The following is a 22,951-nucleotide window of genomic DNA, read 5'->3' as shown; positions in this document are numbered from 1 at the left end:
CAGGGACGGCCGCCCCCCCGCCGGCCCCCCCCCCCCCACCCCCGGCGCCCCGCCCCCCCCCGGGGCCCCCCCCCCCCCCCCCCACACGCCCCCCCCCCCCCCCCCCCCCCCGCCCCCCCCCCCCCCCCGCCCCCCCCCCCCCCTCCCCCCCCCCCCTCACCCCCCCCGCCCCCGCCCCATCCGAGCCCCGCCCCCGGCAGCGCCCGGCGGCGGGGCTCGGGCCGGAACCGCCCGGCCCTGAAACTCTCCGACGGAAGGCAGTTCGACCTCATGATGCGTGATCCTGCTCAGGCGACCGTGGAAACGCCCGCCGAACGCGACGAGCCGATCGCCGTCGTCGGGATGGGCTGCCGGCTCCCCGGGGCGGACGGCCCCGCGGCCTTCTGGAGCCTGCTCAGCGAGGGCCGGAGCGCCATCGGCGAGGTCCCCGCCGACCGCTGGCCCGCCGACTCCCCGGCGGCTGTGGAACGGGGCGGCTTCCTCGACGGGGTCGGGGACTTCGACGCCGCCTTCTTCCAGGTGTCGCCCCGCGAGGCCGCCGCCATGGACCCGCAGCAGCGGCTCGTCCTGGAGCTCGCCTGGGAGGCGCTGGAGGACGCCGGGATCGTGCCCGGCTCGCTCCGCGACACCAGCACCGCCGTCTTCGTCGGCACCCTGCGCGACGACTACACCAACCTGGTCTACCAGCACGGCACCGAGGCGCTCTCCCAGCACACCATGACCGGGGTGAACCGGAGCATCATCGCCAACCGGGTCTCGTACCACCTCGGGCTGCGCGGACCCAGCATGACGGTGGACTCCGCCCAGTCCTCCTCGCTGGTCGCCGTCCATCTGGCCTGCGAGAGCCTGCGCGCCGGGGAGTCCACCGCCGCCCTCGCGGCCGGTGTCAACCTCAATCTGCTGGCCGAGAACACCGTCACCGAGCAGCGGTTCGGCGCGCTCTCCCCGGACGGCACCACCTACACCTTCGACGCCCGGGCCAACGGCTTCACCCCGGGCGAGGGCAGCGGGGTCGTCGTCCTCAAGCCGCTGCGCGCCGCCCTGGCCGACGGCGACCGGGTCTACGGAGTGATCCGGGGCAGCGCGGTCAACAACGACGGTGCCACCGACGGCCTCACCGTGCCCGGCGGCCGGGCGCAGGAGGAGGTCGTACGCGGCGCCCTGGAACGGGCCGGGACCCGGCCCGACGAGGTGCAGTACGTCGAACTGCACGGCACCGGCACCCCGGTGGGCGACCCCATCGAGGCGCGGGCGCTCGGCGCGGTGCTGGGCACCGGCCGGACGGGCGACCGGGCCCTGCGGGTGGGCTCGGTGAAGACCAACATCGGCCATCTGGAGGGCGCGGCGGGCATCGCCGGGCTCATCAAGGCGCTGCTCGGCATCCACCACCGCGCCCTGCCGGCCAGCCTCAACTTCGAGACGCCCAACCCCGCCATCCCGCTCACCGAGCTGGGACTCGCCGTGCAGCGGGAGCACACCGCCTGGCCGCACCCGGACCGGCCACTGGTCGCGGGTGTCAGCTCGTTCGGCATGGGCGGCACCAACTGCCATGTGGTGGTGGCCGAACCGCCCCGCGCCGCCGGTGAACCGGCCCAGAACGCCGGCGAGTCGGCCCCGTCTGCCGCCGCCGGCGCGGAGACCGCCGCCGCGCCCGGCACGTCCGGGACCGAGGGGTCGGCCGCTGCCGTACTGCCGTGGGTGATCTCCGGCGCCAATGAGGCGGCGCTGCGGGCGCAGGCCGGCCGGCTGCTGGAGCACGCGGGCGCGGAGGACGCGCCCGGGCCGCTGGACACCGGCTGGAGCCTCGCCACCACCCGTACCGCCTTCCGCCACCGGGCCGTGGTGCTCGCCCCCGACGCGCCCGGCCTGCTCGCCGGCACGGCCGCCCTGGCCGAGGGGCGCACCGCCACCGGAGTGGTGACCGGCACCGCCCGACCGGGCGCGCTGGCCGTCCTCTTCACGGGCCAGGGGGCTCAGCGGATCGGCATGGGGCAGGAGTTGTACGCGGCCTTCCCCGCCTACGCCGCCGCCTTCGACGAGGTGGCCGCCGCGCTCGACCCGCAGCTGGACCGGCCGCTGGCCGAACTCATCGCGGACGGCGAGGGACTGGACGAGACCCGCAACGCGCAGCCCGCCCTGTTCGCCGTCGAGACCGCGCTCTACCGGCTGCTGGAGTCCTGGGGGGTGCGCCCGGACTATCTGCTCGGCCACTCGGTGGGCGAGGTCACCGCCGCCCATGTCGCCGGGGTGCTCGACCTGCCCGACGCCGCCCGGCTGGTCGCCGCCCGGGCCCGGCTGATGCAGTCCGCCCCGCGCGGCGGCGCCATGATCGCCCTGGAGGCCACCGAGGAGGAGGTGCTCCCGCTGCTCGCCGGCGAGGAGCACCGGATGTCGGTCGCCGCCGTCAACGGCCCCCGGTCCACGGTGGTCTCCGGTGACGAGGACGCCGTCACCGCGCTCGCGGAGCGGCTGCGCTCCGAGGGCCGGCGCACCCGCCGGCTCACGGTGAGCCATGCCTTCCACTCGCCGCACATGGCGGGTGTTTTGGCGGAGTTCACGGCGGCGGTGTCGGGTCTGGAGTTCCGGGTGCCGCGGATTCCGGTGGTGTCGAATGTGACCGGGGTGCTGGCGTCGGCGGAGGAGTTGGGTTCGCCGGAGTACTGGGCGCGGCACATCAGGTCGGCCGTACGGTTCCACGACGGCGTCCGCCACCTGGAGGAGCGCGGCGTCACCACCCTGGTCGAGGCCGGACCCGACGGGGTGCTGGCCGCACTGGCCCGCGACTGCCTCGGCCGGCCCGAGGAGACCGGGATCGTCGCCGTACTGCGCCGGGACCGGCCCGAGCCGGCCACCGCCCTCGCCGCCCTGGCCACCCTCTTCGTCCGGGGCACCGAGGTCGACTGGTCGGCGCTGTACGGGGGTTCGGGCGCCCGCCGGGTCGCCCTGCCCACCTACGCCTTCCAGCGCAAGCGGTACTGGATCGGCGGCACCGCCCGTACCGTGCCGCTCGCCACCACCCCCGGGGACACCCCGCAGGAGACGGAGACCGAGGCCGGGACCGAGTCCCCGGCCGACCCGCGCGGCGCGCTCGGCGCCCGGCTCGCCGGGCTCGGCGAGCGGGAACGCCGGGAGGAGGTGACCCGGCTGGTCACCGAACACACCGTCGCGGTCCTGGAGTACGACCAGGACGACCGGCTCGACCAGCGCGCCCCGTTCAAGGAGCTGGGCTTCTCCTCGCTGATGACCACCGAGCTGCGCGCCCGGCTGGAGCGGGCCACCGGCCTCTCGCTCCCCACCGGCCTGCTCTTCGACCACCCCACCCCCGAGGCACTGGCCGTCTTCGTCGAGGCCCGGCTGCTGGGCACCGACGGACTCGCGGCGGGCGCCGCGCCCGCCGCCGTCCACGAGCACGAGCCCATCGCCGTCGTCTCGATGGCCTGCCGCTTCCCCGGCGGGGTGGACTCGCCCGAGGGCCTCTGGCAGCTCGTCGCGGACGGCCGGGACGCCGTCTCCACCTTCCCGGAGAACCGGGGCTGGCCCGCCGGGCTGTACGACCCCGACCCCGAGCGGCAGGGCACCAGCTCCGTCCGGCACGGCGGATTCCTGCACACCGCGGGCGAGTTCGACGCCGCCTTCTTCGGCATCTCGCCGCGCGAGGCGCTCGCCATGGACCCCCAGCAGCGGCTGCTCCTGGAGACCTCCTGGGAGGCCGTCGAGCGCGCCGGGCTGCTGCCCGAGACCCTGCGCGGCTCCCGCACCGGCGTCTTCGTCGGCGCCACCGCCCTGGAGTACGGGCCGCGCATGCAGGACGCGCCGGAGAGCGTGCAGGGCCATGTGCTCACCGGCTCCACCACCAGCGTCATGTCCGGCCGGATCGCCTACCAGCTAGGCCTGGTCGGCCCGGCCATGACCGTGGACACCGCCTGCTCCTCCTCGCTGGTCGCCCTCCACCTGGCCGTACGGTCGCTCCGCTCCGGCGAGACCACCGTCGCGCTGGCCGGCGGCGCCGCCGTGATGTCCTCGCCCGGCATGCTGGTGGAGTTCTCCCGGCAGCGCGGGCTCGCCCCCGACGGACGCTGCAAGTCCTTCGCCGCCGGCGCCGACGGCACCGGCTGGTCCGAGGGCGTCGGCGTACTGGTGCTGGAGCGGCTCTCGGACGCCCGCCGCAACGGCCATCCGGTGCTCGCCGTCATCCGTGGCTCGGCCATCAACCAGGACGGGGCCAGCAACGGCCTCACCGCCCCCTCCGGCCTCGCCCAGCAGCGGGTGATCCGCGACGCGCTGGCCGACTCCGGGCTCACCCCGGCGGACGTGGACGCCGTGGAGGCGCACGGCACCGGCACCGTCCTCGGCGACCCGATCGAGGCCGAGGCCCTGATGGCCACCTACGGCAGCGGCCGGGACACCGGCGCCGAGCCGGCCTATCTGGGCTCGCTCAAGTCGAACCTCGGCCACACCCAGGCCGCCGCCGGCGTCGCGGGCGTCATCAAGATGGTGGAGGCGATGCGCCACGGCGTGCTGCCGAAGACCCTGCACGTGGACGAGCCGACCCCACGCGTCGACTGGTCGGCCGGACGGCTGGAGCTGCTCACCGAGGCCCGCCCCTGGCACGCGGACGGCCGCCCCCGGCGCGCCGCCGTCTCCTCCTTCGGCATCAGCGGCACCAACGCCCACCTGGTCCTGGAGGCCGCTCCCGCCGAGACCCCGGAGGCGACTGCCGAAGCCGCTCCGGCGGACGACGCCCCCGCCGAGGCGCCCGAGGCCACCGGGACCACCCCGGCCGCCCCCGCCGAGGCGCCTCGGGCAACCGCAGAAGCCGCCCCCGCCGCTCCGGCGAAGGACACCCCCGCCCTGCCGCTGCCCTGGGTGCTGTCGGCCCGGGACCCCGAGGCGCTGCGCGGCCAGGCCGAGCGGCTCCGCGCCCAGCTCGGCGGCGCCGTGCCCGACCCGGCGGCGGTCGGCCGTTCGCTGGCCACCACCCGTACCGCCTTCGAGGAGCGGGCCGTCGTCCTCGGCACCACGGCCGGGGAGTTCCTGGCCGGCCTGGACGCCCTCGCCGGGGACGTACAGGGCACCCCGGAAACTCCGGACGTGGTGCGGGGCACCGCCGTCGCGGGCGGCCGTACCGCCTTCCTCTTCACCGGCCAGGGCGCCCAGCGCCTGGGCATGGGCCGGGAACTGCACGCCGCCCACCCGGTCTTCGCCGCCGCGCTCGACGAGGTGCTGGACGCCTTCGACGGGCTGCTGGACCGCCCGCTGCGCGCGGTGCTCCTCGCGGAGCCGGACGGCCCGGACGCCGGACTGCTGGACCTCACCGGCTACACCCAGCCCGCGCTGTTCGCCGTGGAGGTGGCGCTGTTCCGGCTGCTCGCCCACCACGGCGTCGTCCCCGACCTGCTGGCCGGCCACTCCATCGGGGAGCTCGCCGCCGCCCACGCGGCCGGGGTCCTCCCGCTGCGGGACGCCGCCGTGCTGGTCGCGGCCCGGGCCCGGCTGATGGGCTCGGCCCGCTCCGGCGGCGCGATGATCGCCGTGGAGGGCGAGGAGGACGAGGTCCTGCGCTCGCTCGCCGGACACGAGGACACCCTGGCGCTCGCCGCCGTCAACGGCCCGCGCTCCGTGGTCGTCTCGGGCGACGCGGACGCCGCCGAGGAGGTCGCGGCCCACTGGCGGGCCCAGGGGAGGCGCACCCGCCGGCTCACCGTCAGCCATGCCTTCCACTCGCCCCACATGGACGCCGTGCTGGACGAGTTCCGCGAGGTCGCGGCCGGGCTGCGGTTCTCCCGGCCGGAGGTGCCGATCGTCTCCACCGTCACCGGCCGGCCGGCCACCGAGGCCGAGCTGACCTCGCCCGACTACTGGGCCGGGCAGATCCGCGCCACCGTACGGTTCCACGACGCGGCACGCGAACTGGCCCGCCAGGGCGCCACCGTGCTGGTGGAGATCGGCCCCGACGCCGTGCTCACCGCGCTCGCCCAGGGCGCCCTGGAGGACGTCACCGCCGTGGCGCTGCTGCGCGCCGGTCGGCCCGAGCCGGAGACCCTCGCCCAGGGCCTGGCCCGCGCCCACGCGGCCGGCGCCCCGCTGGACGCGGCGAGCTTCTTCCCCGGCGCCGGCACCGTGCCGCTGCCCACCTACGCCTTCCGCCACCAGCACTACTGGCTGGCCCCGCAGGCGCCCACCGACGCCCGCAGCCTCGGCCTGGACGCCGCCGGCCACCCGCTGCTCGCCACCTCGCTGGAGCTGGCCGACCGGGCGGACACGGTGCTCACCAGCCGTATCTCCCTGGCCGACCACCCCTGGCTGGCCGACCACGCGATCGCCGGCACCGTCCTGCTGCCCGGCACCGCCTTCCTCGAACTGGCCCTCGCCGCCGGTGAGCGGCTGCGCGTGCCGCACGTGGACGACCTCACCCTGGAGGCCCCGCTGGTGCTGCCGGCCGGCGAGGCGGTACGCGTCCAGGTCTCGGTCGCCGCCCCCGGTGCCGACGGCGCCCGGGCGTTCGCCGTGCACGCGGGCCCGGACACCGACGAGCCGGGCGCCCGCCGCTGGACGCGGCACGCCTCCGGCACCCTCACCGCCACCACCCCGGCCGCGTCCGCCGAGGCCTGGGCGCCGGCCGCCTGGCCGCCCGCCGGTGCCGAGCCGCTGCCGCTGGACGGCGCCTACGACCGGCTGGCCGCGCTGGGCTACGGCTACGGCCCGGCCTTCCGGGGCCTGACCGGGGTCTGGGCCGCCGGCGACGAGCTGTACGCCGAGGTCCGGCTGGACGACGCCCACCGGGAGGGCGCCGACCGCTTCGGCGTCCACCCGGCGCTGCTGGACGCGGTGCTGCACCCGCTGGTCCTCTCGCTGGGCTCCGCCGGCTCTGGCGCCCCGGCCGCCGACGGCACCATCCGGCTGCCGTTCACCTGGGCCGGGGTGACCCTGCACGCCACCGGCGCCGCCGCGCTCCGGATCCGGATCAGCCCGCGCGGCGCCGACACCTACGGCCTGGACCTCGCGGACCCGGCCGGCTCCCCGGTCGCCGCCGTGGAGGCCCTCACCCTGCGGGCCGCCGAGACCGGCCGGCTCGCCCGCGCCGCCCGCGAGAGCGCCGGGGGCCTGTACGAGCTGCGCTGGCCGGTGGTGGCTCCGGCCGCCGGCGCGCCCGCCGTCACCCTGGCGCGGGCCGGCGACGACCTGGCCGCCACCGAACCGGCCGATGTCGTCCTGGTGCGCGCGCACGCCACCGCCGACCCCGCGCCGGGGGAGCACCCGGTGGTGGAGCGGGTGCTGCGGCTGGCCCAGGAGTTCCTGGCCGACGAGCGGTTCGCCGACTCCCGGATGGCCGTGGTCACCTCCGGCGCGGTCGCCGTCCTGCCGGACGAGGACGTCACCGATCTGGACGCCGCGCCCGTCTGGGGCCTGGTCCGCACCCTGCAGTCCGAGCACCCGGACCGCTTCGTCCTCATCGACGTCACGGCAGACACGGCCACTGACGCGACGGCCGACGGGGCCACCGACGCGGACCACGCCGTCACCGCCGCGCTCGCCACCGGTGAGCCGCAGACGGCCGTGCGGGACGGCGAGGTCCGGGCCGCCCGGCTCGCCGCCGCCCCGGCCCCGGCCGACGGCACCGCGCCGCCCGCGCTCGACCCGGACGGCACCGTGCTGATCACCGGCGGCACCGGCGGGCTCGGCGCCTTCTTCGCCCGGCATCTGATCGAGGCGTACGGCGTCCGCCGGCTGGTCCTCACCAGCCGGCGCGGTGCGGCGGCCCCCGGAGCCGCCGAGCTGGCGGACGAACTGGCCGCGCTCGGCGCCGAGGTGCGGATCGAGGCCGTCGACGCGGGCGACCGGGAGGCCGTCGCCGCCCTGCTCGCGAGCGTCCCGGCCGACCACCCGCTGACCGCCGTGGTGCACACCGCCGGGGTCCTGGCGGACGCCACCGTCACCTCGCTCACCCCGGAGGGCCTGCGCACCGTGCTGCGGCCCAAGGCCGACGCGGCCCGGCACCTGCACGAGCTGACCGCCGGTCTGAATCTGGGCGCCTTCGTGCTCTTCTCGTCCGTCTCCGGTCTCCTCGGCACCGCCGGACAGGCCAACTACGCCGCCGCCAACGCCGTCCTGGACGCGCTGGCCCACCACCGCCGGGCCAACGGCCTCGCGGCCACCTCCATCGCCTGGGGCCTGTGGGACGGCGCCCGGGGCATGGGCAGCACCCTGACCGACACCGAGCTGGCCCGCTGGGAACGGGCCGGTCTGCCGCCGCTCACGGGGGAGCAGGGCCTCGCCCTCTTCGACGCCGCGCTCACCGGCGCCTCCCCGCTGCCGGTCGCGGTACGGCTCCGGCCCGACCGCGCCGGGACGGCCGACGTCCATCCGCTGCTGCGCGACCTGTTCCCGGCCCCGGCCCGCCGCGCCGCGCGCTCGGGCGGCGGCTCCGCCGACTCCGGCTGGGTCCGCCGCATCGCCGGACTCCCGGCCGACCAGCGCGAGGAGGCCGTGCTCGATCTCGTACGCACCGAGGTCGCGGCCGTCCTCGGCCACAGCGGCGCCGCCGCCGTGGCACCGGACCGGGCCTTCAAGGAGATCGGCTTCGACTCCATGGGCGGGGTGGAGCTGCGCAACCGGCTCGGCCGGGCCACCGGCCTGCGGCTGCCCACCACCCTGGTCTTCGACCACCCGGCGCCCGCCGCCGTCGCCGCCCATCTGCTCTCCCGGGTGACGGCCGACACCGCGCCCGCCGCCCCGGCCGCGCCGCGCGCCCGGGTCCGGGCGGACGAGCCGATCGCCATCGTCGGCATGGCCTGCCGCTACCCCGGCGGTGTCGGCTCGCCCGACGACCTCTGGCGGCTGGTCGCGGAGGGCACCGACGCCATCGGCACCTTCCCGGACAACCGGGGCTGGGATCTGGAGGGCCTCTACGACCCCGACCCGGCGGCCGCCGGCACCAGCTACACCCGGCACGGCGGCTTCCTCTACGACGCCGACCTCTTCGACTCGGAGTTCTTCGGCATGGCGCCGCGCGAGGCCACCGCCGTCGATCCGCAGCAGCGGCTGCTGCTGGAGACCGCCTGGGAGACCTTCGAGAGCGCCGGCATCGACCCGGCCACCCTGCGCGGCAGCTCCACCGGAGTCTTCGCGGGCGCCATGTACGACGACTACGCGGTCCGGGCCAGCGCCGCCGCCGGGGAGTTCGAGGGCTTCCTGCTCGCGGGCAACCTCTCCAGCGTGCTGTCCGGCCGGGTCGCCTACACCTACGGCCTGGAGGGCCCGGCGGTCACCGTCGACACCGCCTGCTCCTCCTCGCTGGTCGCCCTGCACCTGGCGGCCAACGCGCTGCGCTCCGGCGAGTGCGACCTCGCGCTGGCCGGCGGGGTGACGGTGATGGCCCAGCCCACCACCTTCGTGGAGTTCTCCCGGCAGCGCGGGCTCTCGGCGGACGGCCGGTGCAAGGCGTTCGGCGCCGGTGCCGACGGCACCGGCTGGTCGGAGGGCGTCGGCCTGCTCCTGGTGGAGCGGCTGTCGGACGCCCGCCGCAACGGGCACACCGTGCTCGCGGTGGTCCGGGGCACGGCCGTCAACCAGGACGGCGCCAGCAACGGCCTGACCGCCCCCAACGGCCCCTCCCAGGAGCGGGTCATCCGGCAGGCGCTGGCCGGCGCCGGGCTCACCGCCGCCGAGGTGGACGCCGTCGAGGCGCACGGCACCGGCACCGTCCTGGGCGACCCGATCGAGGCCCAGGCGCTGATGAACACCTACGGCCAGGAGCGCGCGGACGGACAGGACCCGCTCTGGCTCGGCTCGCTGAAGTCCAACATCGGCCACGCCCAGGCGGCGGCCGGGGTCGGCGGCATCATCAAGATGATCAAGGCCATGGACCACGGCACACTGCCCCGCACCCTGCACGCCGACGAGCCCTCGCCGCACGTCGACTGGTCGGACGGCGCGGTCGCGCTGCTCACCGGCGAGCGCCCCTGGCCGTCCGCCGGCCGGCCGCGCCGGGCCGGGGTCTCGTCCTTCGGCATCAGCGGCACCAACGCCCATGTGATCATCGAGGAGGCCGCACCCACCGTCGTCCCGGCCGCGCGGAACACCGCCACCCCGGCCACCGGGGAGGCCGCCCCGGCCACGGGGGAGACCCCGCAGACCACCGGGGACGCCGGAGGGAACCGGCCGGAGACCGCCACCGCGTGGATCCTCTCCGCCCGGACCGAGGACGCGGTGCGCGACCAGGCGGCCCGGCTGCACGCCCACGCACTCGCCCACCCCGCCCTCACCGCCGCCGACATCGGTCACTCGCTGGTCACCGGCCGGACCGTCATGGCCCACGGTGCGGCGGTGGTCGGCGCCGGCCGCGAGGCGCTCCTCGCCGGGCTGCGGACCCTCGCCGACGGCGGCGCCGCCTCCTCGGTGGTGCGCGGCCGCTCCGGACGGCAGGGGAAGACCGCCTTCCTCCTCACCGGCCAGGGCAGCCAGCGCCTCGGCATGGGACGCGAACTGTACGGCTCCGAACCGGTCTTCGCCCGCGCGCTGGACGCGACCGCCGCCCAGCTCGACACCGCCCTGCCGCGCCCGCTGCGGGAGGTGCTCTTCGCCCCGGAGGGCTCGGCCGACTCGGCCCTGCTCGACCAGACCGTCTTCACCCAGGCCGCGCTGTTCGCCGTCGAGGTGGCGCTGTTCCGGTGGTACGAACACCACGGCGTCACCCCGGACTTCCTGCTCGGGCACTCCGTCGGGGAGGTGGCCGCCGCCCATGTCGCGGGCGTCCTCGACCTGCCCGGCGCCTGCCGGCTGGTGGCCGAGCGCGGCCGGCTGATGCAGTCCGCCCCGGAGGGCGGCGCCATGCTCGCCGTGGAGGCCACCGAGGACGAGGTGCGGGCGGCGCTCGACGCGCTCCCCACCGGCCGCGAGCTGGTCGACGTGGCCGCCGTCAACGGCCCGCGTGCCGTGGTGGTCTCCGGCGACGCCGGGGTCGTCGCGGAACTGGCCGCCGCCTGGCGCGAGTCGGACGTGCGGGTCAAGGCCCTCACGGTGAGCCATGCCTTCCACTCGCCGCACATGGCGGGCATCCTGGCGGAGTTCACGGCGGCGGTGTCGGGTCTGGAGTTCCGGGCGCCGCGGATTCCGGTGGTGTCGAATGTGACCGGTGTGCTGGCGACGGCGGAGGAGTTGGGTTCGCCGGAGTACTGGGCGCGGCACATCAGGTCGGCCGTACGGTTCCACGACGGCGTCCGCCACCTGGAGGAGCGCGGCGTCGTCCGGTGGCTGGAGCTCGGCCCGCACGGCGTCCTCACCTCGCTGGCGCAGCAGTCGCTGGCCGAGGAGGCCGCCGTGCTCACCCCGGCCCTGCGCGCCGGCCGCCCGGAGGCCGAGACCCTCTGGGGCGCGCTGGCCCAGCTGCGGATGAGCGGCGCCCCGGCCGACTGGGCCGCCGTCCACCCGGACGGCCGCAGGGTCCAGCTGCCGGGGTACGCCTTCCAGCGCCGCCGCTACTGGCTGGACGCCCCGGCGCCCGCCGCCGACGCGAGCGGCCTCGGCCTCCAGGCGCTGGAGCACCCGCTGCTCGGCGCCGGCGTCCGGCTCGCCGACCGGGACGGCCATCTGTTCACCGGCCGCCTCTCGCTGCGCACCCACCCCTGGCTGGCCGACCACGCCGTCGCCGGTACGATGCTGCTCCCCGCCACCGGTGTGCTGGAGCTGGCCGCCCGGGCGGGCGAGCACACCGGCACCCCGGGCGTGGCGGACCTCACCCTCGCCGCCCCGCTGGTCGTCCCGGCCCACGGCGCCGTGGACATCCAGGTGACGGTGGGTGCCCCGGACGACCGGGGTGACCGGCCGGTGGAGGTGCACTCCCGGGCCGGGGACGCCGAATGGGTGGCCAACGCCCACGGCACCCTCACCGCCGGGGAACCCCCGCTGCCCGACGGCGACCTGACGGCCTGGCCGCCGCCCGGCGCCACCGAGCTCCCGCTCGACGGGGCGTACGAGGCGGTGGCCGCGCACGGCTTCGGCTACGGCCCGGCCTTCCGGGGGCTGCGCCGCCTCTGGCAGCACGACGGCGACCTGTTCGCCGAGGTGGTGCCGGCCGAGGCGGTCACGGCCGGAGCGGGCGGCTTCCTGCTCCACCCGGCCGCGCTGGACGCCGCGCTGCACCCGCTGCTCCCGGGCTTCGGGCACCAGGACGGCGTGGCCCGGCTGCCCTTCGCCTGGTCCGGTGTGCACCTGTACGCCACCGGGGCCGCCGCGCTCCGGGTCCGGCTGAGCCTCTCCGGCGGCGGCGCCGACCCGGACGCCTCGCTGGAGGCGTCCCTGCTGGTAGCCGACGCCACCGGGGCGCCCGTCGCCTCGGTCGACTCGCTGCTGCTCCGGCCGCTCTCGGCGGAGGCGGTCCGCGCCGCCGCCCGGGCGGGCCGGGACGGACTCTTCCCGCTGGAGTGGAGCGAGCTCCCGGTCACCCCGGCCGGGAGCGGCACCGGAACCGGCGACTGGGCGGCGCTGGGCGCCTCCCCGGTGCCGGGCGTGGCCTCCCACCCGGACCTCGGGGCGGTGGCCGCCACCGGCGCCCGCACCGTGCTCTGGTCGCTGGTCTCCGAGAGCGCCGATGCGGAGGTGCGCGGCGCCGGCATCGCCGGACTGGCCAGGGTCGAGGCCAGCCGGGCGCTCCAGCGGGTGCGCGACTTCCTCGCCGACGAGCGGCTGGCCGACGCCCGCCTGGTGGTGGTCACCCGCTCCGCCGTCGCCACCGGGGACGAGGGCGTGACCGACCTGGTGCACGCCGCCGTCTGGGGCCTGCTGCGCACCGCGCAGACCGAACAGCCCGGCCGGATCGTCCTGGTGGACACCGACGCCGACGGAGCCGCCCGGCTCCCGGCCGCGCTGGCCACCGGGGAGCCGCAGCTCGCCGTCCGGGAGGGCCGGGTCCTCGTGCCGCGCCTGGAGCGGGCGGTGACCGCCGACGGGGCCGAGGCCCCCCGCTGGGACCGGGGCACCGTCGTCATCACCGGCGCCACCGGCACGCTCGGCGCGATCCTCGCCCGGCACCTGGTGACCGAGCACGGCGCCCGTGATCTGCTGCTGCTCAGCCGCCGGGGCGCCGAGGCGCCGGGCGCCGCCGAACTCACCGCCGAGCTGGCCGGACTCGGCGCGACCGCCCGGGCCGTCGCCTGCGACGCGGCCGACCGGGAGGACCTGGCCCGGGCGCTGGACGGCGTCCCGGTCCGGGCGGTGGTCCACACCGCGGGCGTCCTGGACGACGCGGTCTTCGGGGACCTCACCACCGAGCGGCTGGACGCGGTGCTGCGGCCCAAGGTGGACGCGGCCTGGCACCTGCACGAGCTGACCCGGGACCTGCCGCTCGACGCGTTCGTGCTGTACTCGTCGATCGCCGGTCTGATCGGCAACGCCGGACAGGCCAACTACGCGGCGGGCAACACCTTCCTGGACGCCCTGGCCCAGCACCGCCGGGCGCTCGGACTGCCCGCCGTCTCCCTCGCCTGGGGACTGTGGGAGCAGTCCAGCACCATCAGCGGCGGACTCGGCGAGACCGACCTGCGCCGGCTCGCCCGGCTCGGCCTGGTGGCGCTGCCTGCCGGGGAGGCGATGGAGCTGTTCGACGCCGCCTTCACCACCGGCCGCCCGGTCCTGGCGGTGACCCGCCTCGACACCGGGGCGCTGCGCCGGCAGGGCGAGCGGGTGCTGCCGGTGCTGCGGAACCTGGCCCCGGCCGCGCCGCGCCGCAGGTCCGCGGCGGCCGGAGCGGCCGACGCGGGCGGCGCCGAGGCCACGGCCCGGCGGCTGGCCGCGCTGGCCGGCCCGCAGCGCCGGGAGGCCCTGGTGGAGCTGGTCCGGGCCCAGGTCGCCGGGGTCCTCGGACACGCGGACGCCGGTGCGGTGGACGCCGAACGCTCCTTCCAGGAGGCCGGGTTCGACTCGCTGACCGCCGTTGAGCTGCGCAACCAGCTCAACGCCGCCACCGGTCTGCGGCTGCCCACCACGCTGGTCTTCGACCACCCGAACCCGACGGCCCTCGCCGCCTATCTCGACGGCCAGTTCGCCGACCGGGCCGGTTCGCCGGCCGATCCGGTGCTGGCCGAGCTGGACCGGACGGCGGCGGCCATCCGGGAGTTCGGCGCGGACGACGGGGCGCGCGCCCAGGTGGCCGCCCGGCTCCGGGAGCTGCTGGCCCTGGCCGGCGCCCCGGCCGCCACCGCCCCGGCCGCCGTGGCGGAGGTGACGGACACCGAGCTGGAGGCGGCGAGCGACGAGGAGCTGTTCGCGCTCTTCGACGAGCTGGACTAGCCGGACCGACCGGCTGATCGGCCGACCGGGCCGACCGGGCCGACCGGGCCCCCGCGCACCGCCGTACCGGCGGCGCGCGGGGGCCGCTCCGTTTCCGTGCCCGGGGGCGCCGGCCCCCGTCCGTCAAGGGGTCCAACGGCCCGGATGCGGGCCGGAGTTACTCCTTGATGGGTGTACGGAGAATCCACAACCCTATGTTCGTGGCATGAGTTCTGTTTCGGCCCAGGAAATCGCCGCCCCCTCAATGACCCCCGCCGCCCTGCGCGAGTCGATGTCGCGATTCGCGACCGGCGTCATCGTGCTCAGTGTCGGCGGCGAGCACATTCACGGAATGACGGCCAACGCCTTCAGCTCCGTCTCCCTCGACCCGCCCACCGTCCTGTGCTGCGTGGCGCACAGCGCCGTCATGCACAAGGCCCTGCTCTCCACCCGCACCTTCGGCGTCTCGGTGCTCGGCGCCGAACAGGAGCAGACCGCACGGTACTTCGCGGACAAGCGCCGGCCGCTCGGGCCGGAGCAGTTCGACGGCGTGGCCTGGCGGCCGGGGGAGGTCACCGGCGCCCCGCTGCTGGACGGCGCGGTCGCGTGGCTGGAATGCGAACTCGCGGACATTCATGACTCCGGCGACCACGCGATATTCATCGGAAAGGTGGTCCATTCCGCCGTCGCGGCGCCGGAGAACTCCGGACTGCTTTTCTACGAGGGCGGCTTCCGGCAGATTCCGGTCCGGGGCGAAAAGGGAGCCGAGTCATGACCGCGGCCGTCGATCTGCCGGTGCCGGGCGTGATCGAGGAATCGCTGTTCGGCCCGTCGTTCGTGGAGGCACTGAACGACGGGCTCGCCCGGGCCCGGGCGTCCGCGCTCCGGGCCCGCGCGGCGGCGGACCGGACGCGGGGCGCGCAGGAGCTGCCCGATCCGTTCGCCGCCGCCGTCATGGCCGCGTACGGCGCCGCCCTGCCGGACGCGCTGGCCCCGCACGAGGTGCGGAACGTCCCGCTGCGCTCGGTGCTGCTGCGGCGCGGCCGGCGGATCCTGGCCGAGGCGCTGGCCGGGGACGACCTCCCGGACGACGGCCCGGGCGGTGAACTGCCGCCCCGGTACGAGGCGGTGGCGCGCACCCTGCTCATGGAGTGCGCCGTGCTGATGGTGCTGGAGCGCCGCGAGTTCCGCGGCGGTACGGCGCGCCCCGCCGACCTGGTGCGTGCACTGGGCCGGCGGGCGCGCGGGCCCCGGGCGGAGACCGGGGCCGGAGGGCCGGGTCAGCCGGCCGCCGGGCGGTAACCGCCGATCAACTCGGCGAGATGCCGGCCCGCGATGTCGAGCGGCTGGTCGCTGCGACCGACCTGGGCGGCCAGCTCGGCCCCCTCCAGCATGCTGATGACGGTGTGCGCCAGCTCCGCCGCCTCGGTCTCCGCGATGCCGCTGCCGACCAGCTTCACCCGCACCAGCTCCCGCCACCGCGCGAAGGCGGTGGCCGCGGCCTCCTGGATGTCGGGAAGGCGCCCAGCGGTGCCGAGCGCCGGTGTGGTGATCGGGCAGCCGTCCACCCAGTCCGAGGCGCGCAGACCCTCGGCCAGATGCCGGGTGAACTCCGCGACGGCGACGCCGGGATCGGCGTGCGCGTCGAGCGCGGCCCGCAGGTCGGCGGCGAACTCCTCGTCCCCGAGCCGGATGGCGGCCACGGCGATCTCCTGCTTGCCGCCGGGGAAGAAGTGGTAGACGGAGCCCAGCGTCGCCTCGGCCTCCTCCGAGATCTGCTTGATCCCGGTGCCGTCATACCCTTGGCGCTGCATCAGGCGCGAGGCCGCCCGCACGATCCGGTCCCGGGTGGGGACGGCGGGCGCCGGCCGTTCCGTGTCGTTCCTGGGCGTCTTCTTCACGTGATTGACCCTACCAGTAGAGCGTTCTTTATATTAGGCTCAGGGCGTGCTCAGACGCCGATCCGTGGACCTGGAACCACTGCGGCCGACCAGCCGTTGGGCGCCTTGCGGGGGCGCCCACCGAGCGGTCGGCCGCGGTGCACGGGTGGGTGGTGCGTCACGTGAGCATGGTCGTGACCTGCTGGGCGGCGCGCAGACCGGTCTCCACGGCACCTTCGATGAAGGCGCCGTTCCAGCCGGAGGCGATGTCGCCGCCGGCGAAGGTCACGCGGCCGGAGGGCTGCTGGATCCCGGGGAGCTGCTTGAGGAGCTGCCCGGGCCGGCGCAGACCCCAGCCGCCCTGGGCCCACGGGTCACGGCCCCACTCCTGGGCGCGGTGGTTCACCACGGTGGCACCCGGGATGAACTGCCGTACGGCGTTCTGCACGGCCGTCTTGTCGCTCACATTGAGCGAGGGGCCGGCGAAGCCGACCATCATCCGTCCGCCGCCCGGCATGGCCTGCTGCGGGATCATCAGCGGCATGGGGGAGGAGGCGGTGCCCATGCCGTACACGGCGTCCACATTGCCGCTGAGGTGGATCCAGAGCTTGGTGGCGAGCCCGACCGCCACGCCCTCGCTCGCCGCGGTCGCCTGGACCGCGGGCAGACCGGGGTCGAAACGTATCTTCTTCCACATGCTGACCGGCACCGCCACGACGGCCGCCCGGCCGATGAAGGGACGGCCGTTCTCCGCCCGCACCTCGACCCCGGTGGCGGTGCTGGTGACCGAGGTGACCGGCGACTTGAGGTAGAGCTTGGCCTTCGGTGAGGCCTCCAGCATCTTCTGGAGCAGCGCGGTCATGCCGGCGGTCGGCTTGAAGGCGGTCTGTCTCTCCCAGCCCTCGTAGGTGTAGCCGCCGAGCGCCCACCACTGGGCCATCGAGGTCATGGAGCGGCTGGCGTTGTCGCCGCCGGTGTACGGCGCGAAGTACCCGTGCAACCAGGACGCGTCCACGTCCGAGAGCTTGAGCTGGGCTATCCGGTCGGTGAAGGAGAGCGGGTCCACCTTGGCGACCAGCTCCCGCTTGAACAGCGGGTCCTCGGGGCGGGGGAAGTACTCCTGGGAGCCCGCGAAGAACTTGCCGAACAGCTCGGACAGCTTGGCGCCGGCCGCTTCCGGGGTGAGCGCCTGGAAGCCGTTGGCCCCCGGCATCACCGACTGGGTCGGCACCACGTCCGCCACGTTCGCCAGGCCGTACCGCTGGAACTCCGCCATGACCAGCTTGTGGTCCGGGCTCACCCAGCCGCCGCCCAGCTCGACCCGCTGGCCGGCGAAGGTGTCGGTCCAGATGCGGCCGCCGACGCGGTCCCGCGCCTCCACGATGGCGACGCTGTACCCCTTGGCGCTCAGCTCGCGCGCCGCCGTGACACCCGCGTACCCGGCGCCGATGACGACGACGTCCACCTTGACATCGGTGGCGTACGCCTTTCCGGCGCCGCCCAGCACGGTCGCGCCGGCCGCTCCGGCGAGCGCGGCGGCACCGGATGCCTTGAGCAGCGAGCGGCGTCCCACAACCTGGCCGGCGAACCGGCGGGCGGCCGGCGGCCGAGAATCGTTCGGCATTCCTTCTCCGTTGGTCGCTGAGGACCACTTGCGTGGTCGTTTCGATGGCTTGATTTGTTCAGGTGCAAGGTAGCCCCCGACCCGCCAAAACGCGCCCACTGCAAGGTAATTGGAAGGTTTGCCTCTGTCCCTGACAGGGAAGTCCGGGCTCTTCTCCGGGTCTCGGCCGACCGCCCGGGAGTGCCCGCAAGCGCTTTCCCGCCGTTTCCCCGGACCCCCCCGCCGGAGCCGCAGGTCTGGCTCGTACTGACCGTTCGGTGGGCGGGCGGCCGGGGCCTGCGGGAGCCACGCGTTCCTGCCGGAGCCCCGGTGTTCACACGCGGAGCCGCCGGTGGCGCCGGGCCCGTACGACCACCGGGGGCCGGTACGCCGACGGCCCCTACGCCTCCGGCCCGTACGCCGCCTCCGGTCCGCCCGGCCCGGGAACGGCGCCCCGGCTCCGGCGGCGGCCCCCGAGGGCCCGGTACGGCTCCGTGGTCCGGTACGGCTCCGCCGCCGGGCCCGTACGGCCCGGCCCGACCGGTGTCCGGGCCCGGAACCCACCGCGGCCCCGGCGGGTCCGGACGGGACGACCCCGGGGGATCGTTCGCCGTCCGGGCCCTTCCGGGGCCGGGGAGCAGACGGCCGGGCACACCGGCGGACCGGAGCGCCCCGGGGCGGGCCCGGCGCCTCGGGGCCGGAGCGTGCCGGACCGGGCCCGGCCGGCGGTGTCAGCGGTGCCGGCCGGCCCGGTCCTCCTGCGGTGTCAGTGCCGGTCCGCCGGGGCGGGGAAGTGTCCGGTGCGCTCGAAGTACCGTACGTACCGCGCGAAGAGCTCCTCCGTCACCTCCGGGCAGACGACGCCGCTGTCCGCGAGCGCCTCCTCGGTCTGCGAGGTGTCCATCGGCGGGTAGAAGGCGTCGGTGTCCCCGGCCATCATCTCGAAGGCGTGCAGCAGCGGGACCAGCGCGTTGCCGGGGTCGCCCTGCACCCGCTCCCGCCAGACCTCCGGGGCGACCTCGTCCAGCGCGTAGCCGTACTCCCGCAGCCGGCGCACGCACTCGGCCAGGCTCAGCGCGCTCGGGTTGAAGAGGTGGAAGGTGCCGCCCGCCGACGCCTCCCGCCGGGAGATCCGGGTGATCGCGGCGCTCACATAGTCCACCGGCAGCAGATGGAACCGTCCGCCGGTGGCGGCCGGCACCGCGCCCGCCTGGAGCATGCCCTTGAGGCTCAGCCAGACGAAGTCATTGGTCTGGCAGGCCCCGTTGACCTGGTCGCCGGAGATGACGTCCACCCGGTAGACGGAGACCGGCAGGCCGCGCTCCCGGGCCGCCCCGATGAGCTGCTCGGCCACCCACTTGCTCTGCAGATAGCCGCTGGGCAGCTCCTCGGCCGGACCGGTCGGATCGGTCACCCGCAGCGGTACGCCGTCGGGCGCCCCGCCGGCGAACACCCCCACCGTCGACACATAGTGGACCGGCACGGTGCGGTGGCGGGCCGCCAGCCGCAGCACCTCCTCGGTGCCCCGCACATTGGCGTCCCGCAGCGCGGTGTACGGGTGCAGCCAGTGCACCCGGGCACCGTTGTGGTAGACCACGTCCACCGTCCGGGCCAGCCGGTCGAACTCCTCCTCGGAGAGGCCGAGCCGGGGCTCCGCCAGGTCGCCCAGCACGACGTCGATCCGGTCCGCGTACGCCTCGTCCCAGACCTGGTACCGCCGCATGTTCGCGCGCAGCCGCCCGGTCGCGCCGGCCACGTCCTCGCCGCGCACCAGGCAGCGCACGGTCGCGGTGGTGGTCTCCAGCAGATCCCGCAGCAGGAAGGCGCCGAGGAAGCCGCTGGCCCCGGTGAGCAGCACCTCCCGCGGCCTCACCGCCACCGGTACCACCTCGGCGGCCGGCCGGATGTCCTCCGCCAGCACGGTGTCGGCGGCGAAGTCCGGGCCGTCGCCCGCCGGGCCGCCGGACCCTTCTCCGGTGGTCAGCACCTCGTGCAGGTAGTCGGTGAGGGAGGCCGGGGTCGGGTGGTCGAAGACCAGGGTGGCGGGCAGCCGGAAGCCGGCCAGCGCACCGAGCCGGTTGCGCAGCTCCACGCCGGTCAGCGAGTCGAAGCCCAGCGCGGCGAGCGGTCGTTCGGGCACGATCGCCGAGGGGTCGGGAAGCCCGAGCACCCCGCCGATCTCCGCGAGCACCGCCGCGGCCACCAGCGCGTGCCGCTCCTCCTCCGGGATCGCCGCCAGCCGGTCGGCCAGCGGCTCGGCGCCCGCGCCGGGCGTACCGGCCGCCCGGCGGTGCGGGACACGCACCAGGTCCCGGAAGAACACCGGCACCTCGGCCCCGGCGCGCAGCGCGGCCGTGTCGACCGGTGTGGTGACCAGCTCGGGCCGGCCGAGTCCCAGCGCCAGGTCGAGCAGGGCGGGACCGGTCTCCGGGGTCACCGGCTGGAAGCCGCTCCGGGCGATGCGCCGCAGGTCGGTCTCGTCCAGCTCGCTGGACATGCCGCCCGCCCCGGCCCAGACACCCCAGGCGAGCGAGGTGGCGGCCAGCCCCTCGGCGGCCCGCAGCCGCGCCAGTCCGTCCAGGAACGAGTTGGCCGCGGCGTACGTCGACTGGCCGGGGCCGCCGACCACACCGGCGATCGAGGAGAAGAGGACGAAGGCGGTGAGTCCGGCGTCCCGGGTGAGCTCGTGGAGGTGCCAGGCGGCGTCCACCTTGGGCCGCAGCACGGCGGCCAGCCGCTCCGGGGTCTGCGCCCCGACCAGCCCGTCGTCCAGCACACCGGCGAGGTGCACCACCCCGCCCAGCGGGTGCGCGGCGGGTATCTCCGTGAGCAGCGCGGCCAGTTCGGCCCGGTCCGCCACGTCACAGGCGGCGATGGTCACCTCGGCGCCCAGCTCCTTGAGCCCGGCCGCCAGCTCCGGCGCACCCTCGGCGGCCTCGCCCCGGCGGCTGGTCAGCAGCAGGTGGCGCACCCCGTGCTCGCGCACCAGGTGCCGGGCGAACAGGCCGCCCAGGGCGCCGGTGCCACCGGTGATCAGCACCGTGCCGGTGCCGCTCCAGCGGACCGGCGCCACCGCGTCGGCCGCGTCGGCCCGCAGCAGGCGGGGCACCAGCACCCGCCCGGCGCGCAGCGCGAGGTGCGGCTCATCGCCGCTCAGCAGCGCGTCCGGCACCGGTCCCGCGCCGAGCCCTCCGGTGCCTCCGGCGGTGTCCCCGGCCGGCCGGCCGTCCGTGTCGACCAGCAGAATCCGGCCGGGCGCCTCGGACTGGGCCGACCTCAGCAGGCCCTGGACGGCGCTCGCCACCGGATCGACCCGGTCCCCGTCGCGTACGGCCATGGCGTCCCGGGTGACGACCACCAGCGGGGTGTCGGCCAGTCGGCTGTCGGCCAGCCACCGCCGCGCCACGTCGAGCATCTCGCGGGTGGCGCGGTGCGCGGCCCCGGCCAGGTCCTCCCCCGGGGGTGTCGTCGCCCACAGGGCCACCGCGTCCACGGGGTCCCCGGCGGCCACCGCCGCGCCCGCCGCCTCCACGGTGGCGAACCTCGGGGCGTCCGCGCCCAGTTCGCCGTGTTCGGCGTCCCCGGCCGGCTCGGTCAGTCCGGCCCACCGGACCGGCTTCCCGGCCGGGACGGCGGGCAGCGGGGTCCAGCCGAGCCGGAACACACTGTCGCCGGTCCGGGCGGTGGCCTCGGTCACCGCCTCGGCCGCGACCCGGCCCAGCGCCACGGAGTCCGCGACGGCCACCGTGCCGCCCGTCCGGTCGGCCAGCACCACCGAGTGCGCCCCGTCCCCGGACCGGGTGAGCCGCACCCGCAGCGCCGTGGCGCCGTGCGCGTACAGCCGCACCCCGCGCCAGACGGTGACGGCGGGCGCGCCCGGTCCCGCCCCGGCGGCGGCCAGCAGCGGGTGCAGGGCCGCGTCGAGGAGCGCCGGGTGCAGCAGATGGCCCGCCGTCTCCAGCCCCTCCGGCTCGACCTCGGCGAACAGCTCGTCACCCCGCCGCCAGACCGAGGTCAGCCCCCGGAAGGCCGGGCCGTACCCGGCGCCGGAGCCGGCCAGCGCCGCGTACGCCTCCGCCGGGTCGACCGGCTCCGCGTCGGCCGGCGGCCACGCACCGACCACCGGCTCCGGGCCGGCGGCACCCCGGCTCAGGGTGCCGTGCGCGTGCAGGGTCCAGGGCGCATCGGTCCCGGCCGGCCGCGCGTGCACCGTGACCGGGCGGCGCGACTCCGCGTCGGGCGCGCCCACCCGCACCTGGAGCTGCGCCCCGGTGGTGCCCGGCAGCGCCAGCGGCACGTCCGTCACCAGCTCGTCCAGGACCGCGCAGCCGACCTCGTCACCGGCCCGTACCGCCAGCTCGACCAGGGCCGCGCCGGAGACCACCGGGGTGCCGTGCGGGGCGTGGTCGGCCAGCCAGGGGTGCGTACGGGGGGAGATCCGCCCGCTCAGCAGCACCTCGTCCGAGCCCGCCACCGCGACCGCCGCGCCCAGCAGCGGGTGGCCGCCGGTGCCCAGGCCCAGGGCGGCCGGGTCGGAACCGCCCGCCGGGGCCGCCGTCACCCAGTAGCGCTCGTGCTGGAAGGGGTAGGTGGGCAGGGTGACCGTGCCGGCGCCGGTGCCCTCGAAGTAGGCGGCCCAGTCCACCGGGGCGCCGTGGTTGTGCAGCTGTCCCAGCGCCGCCGCGAAGGTCTCGTGCTCGGAGACGCCGCGTCGCATCAGCGGCACCATCAGGCCGTCGTCCACCGTGGCGCGGGCCAGCGCGGTGAGCACGCTGTCCGGCCCCACCTCGACATAGGTGGTGGTGCCCAGCCCGGCCAGGGTGGTGATGGCGTCGGCGAAGCGGACGGTGTGGCGTACTTGGTCGACCCAGTAGTCGGGGGTGCGGAGGTCGTCGCCGGTGGCGAGTCGTCCGGTGAGGGTGGAGACGACGGGGATGCGGGGTTCGTGGTAGGTGAGGCCGGCGGCGACGGCGCGGAACTCCGCCAGCATCGGGTCCATGTGGCCGGAGTGGAAGGCGTGCGAGACCGAGAGCCGCTTGGTCTTGCGCCCGGCCCGGGAGAGCGCGGCGGCGACCTGCTCGACGGCCTCCTCGTCGCCGGAGATCACGGTGGAGCCGGGGGAGTTGACCGCGGCGATGCTCACCCGGTGCTCCTGGCCGGCCAGCGCGGCGGCCACCTCGTCCTCGGGTGCCTGGATCGCCAC

At 76.5% G+C, this 22,951-nt stretch carries 6 protein-coding genes; 3 read left to right on the top strand and 3 right to left on the bottom strand.

The genetic code is table 11. The annotated features are described in order from the left end of the window. Nucleotides 1-270 precede the first annotated feature (270 nt). From NX801_RS30100 to NX801_RS30090, 3 genes are all read left to right on the top strand, one after another. The gene (locus NX801_RS30100) at nt 271-14,286 is read left to right on the top strand and encodes a type I polyketide synthase (protein WP_258791139.1); all 14,016 of its coding nucleotides are present in this window, start codon (nt 271-273) and stop codon (nt 14,284-14,286) included. 205 nt (nt 14,287-14,491) lie between these two features. After that, on the top strand, nt 14,492-15,040 hold the full coding sequence (locus NX801_RS30095; protein WP_258791138.1) for a flavin reductase family protein: 549 nt from the start codon (nt 14,492-14,494) through the stop codon (nt 15,038-15,040). Then, nucleotides 15,037-15,567, top strand: a complete 531-nt coding sequence (locus NX801_RS30090) for a hypothetical protein (RefSeq protein ID WP_258791137.1) — start codon at nt 15,037-15,039, stop codon at nt 15,565-15,567. Before NX801_RS30095 ends, NX801_RS30090 begins: the two co-directional genes overlap by 4 nt. Here NX801_RS30090 and NX801_RS30085 read toward each other — a convergent pair. The 3 genes from NX801_RS30085 to NX801_RS30075 all read right to left on the bottom strand — a co-directional run. Further along, on the bottom strand, nt 15,546-16,166 hold the full coding sequence (locus NX801_RS30085; protein ID WP_258791136.1) for a TetR/AcrR family transcriptional regulator: 621 nt from the start codon (nt 16,164-16,166) through the stop codon (nt 15,546-15,548). The two genes, NX801_RS30090 and NX801_RS30085, sit on opposite strands and share 22 nt — an antisense overlap. A 157-nt stretch (nt 16,167-16,323) precedes the next feature. Then, the gene (locus NX801_RS30080) at nt 16,324-17,769 is read right to left on the bottom strand and encodes a flavin monoamine oxidase family protein (protein WP_258791135.1); all 1,446 of its coding nucleotides are present in this window, start codon (nt 17,767-17,769) and stop codon (nt 16,324-16,326) included. Nucleotides 17,770-18,514: 745 nt separating this feature from the next. Further along, a partial coding sequence (locus NX801_RS30075; RefSeq protein WP_258791134.1) for a thioester reductase domain-containing protein occupies nt 18,515-22,951 on the bottom strand: 4,437 nt, incomplete at its 5' end.

The sequence above is a fragment of the Streptomyces pyxinae genome, assembly GCF_024756275.1.
In the GTDB taxonomy this organism is placed as follows: domain Bacteria; phylum Actinomycetota; class Actinomycetes; order Streptomycetales; family Streptomycetaceae; genus Streptomyces; species Streptomyces pyxinae.
The sequence above is the reverse complement of the archived record's forward strand: the minus strand, read 5'-3'. Positions and strand labels throughout refer to the sequence as shown.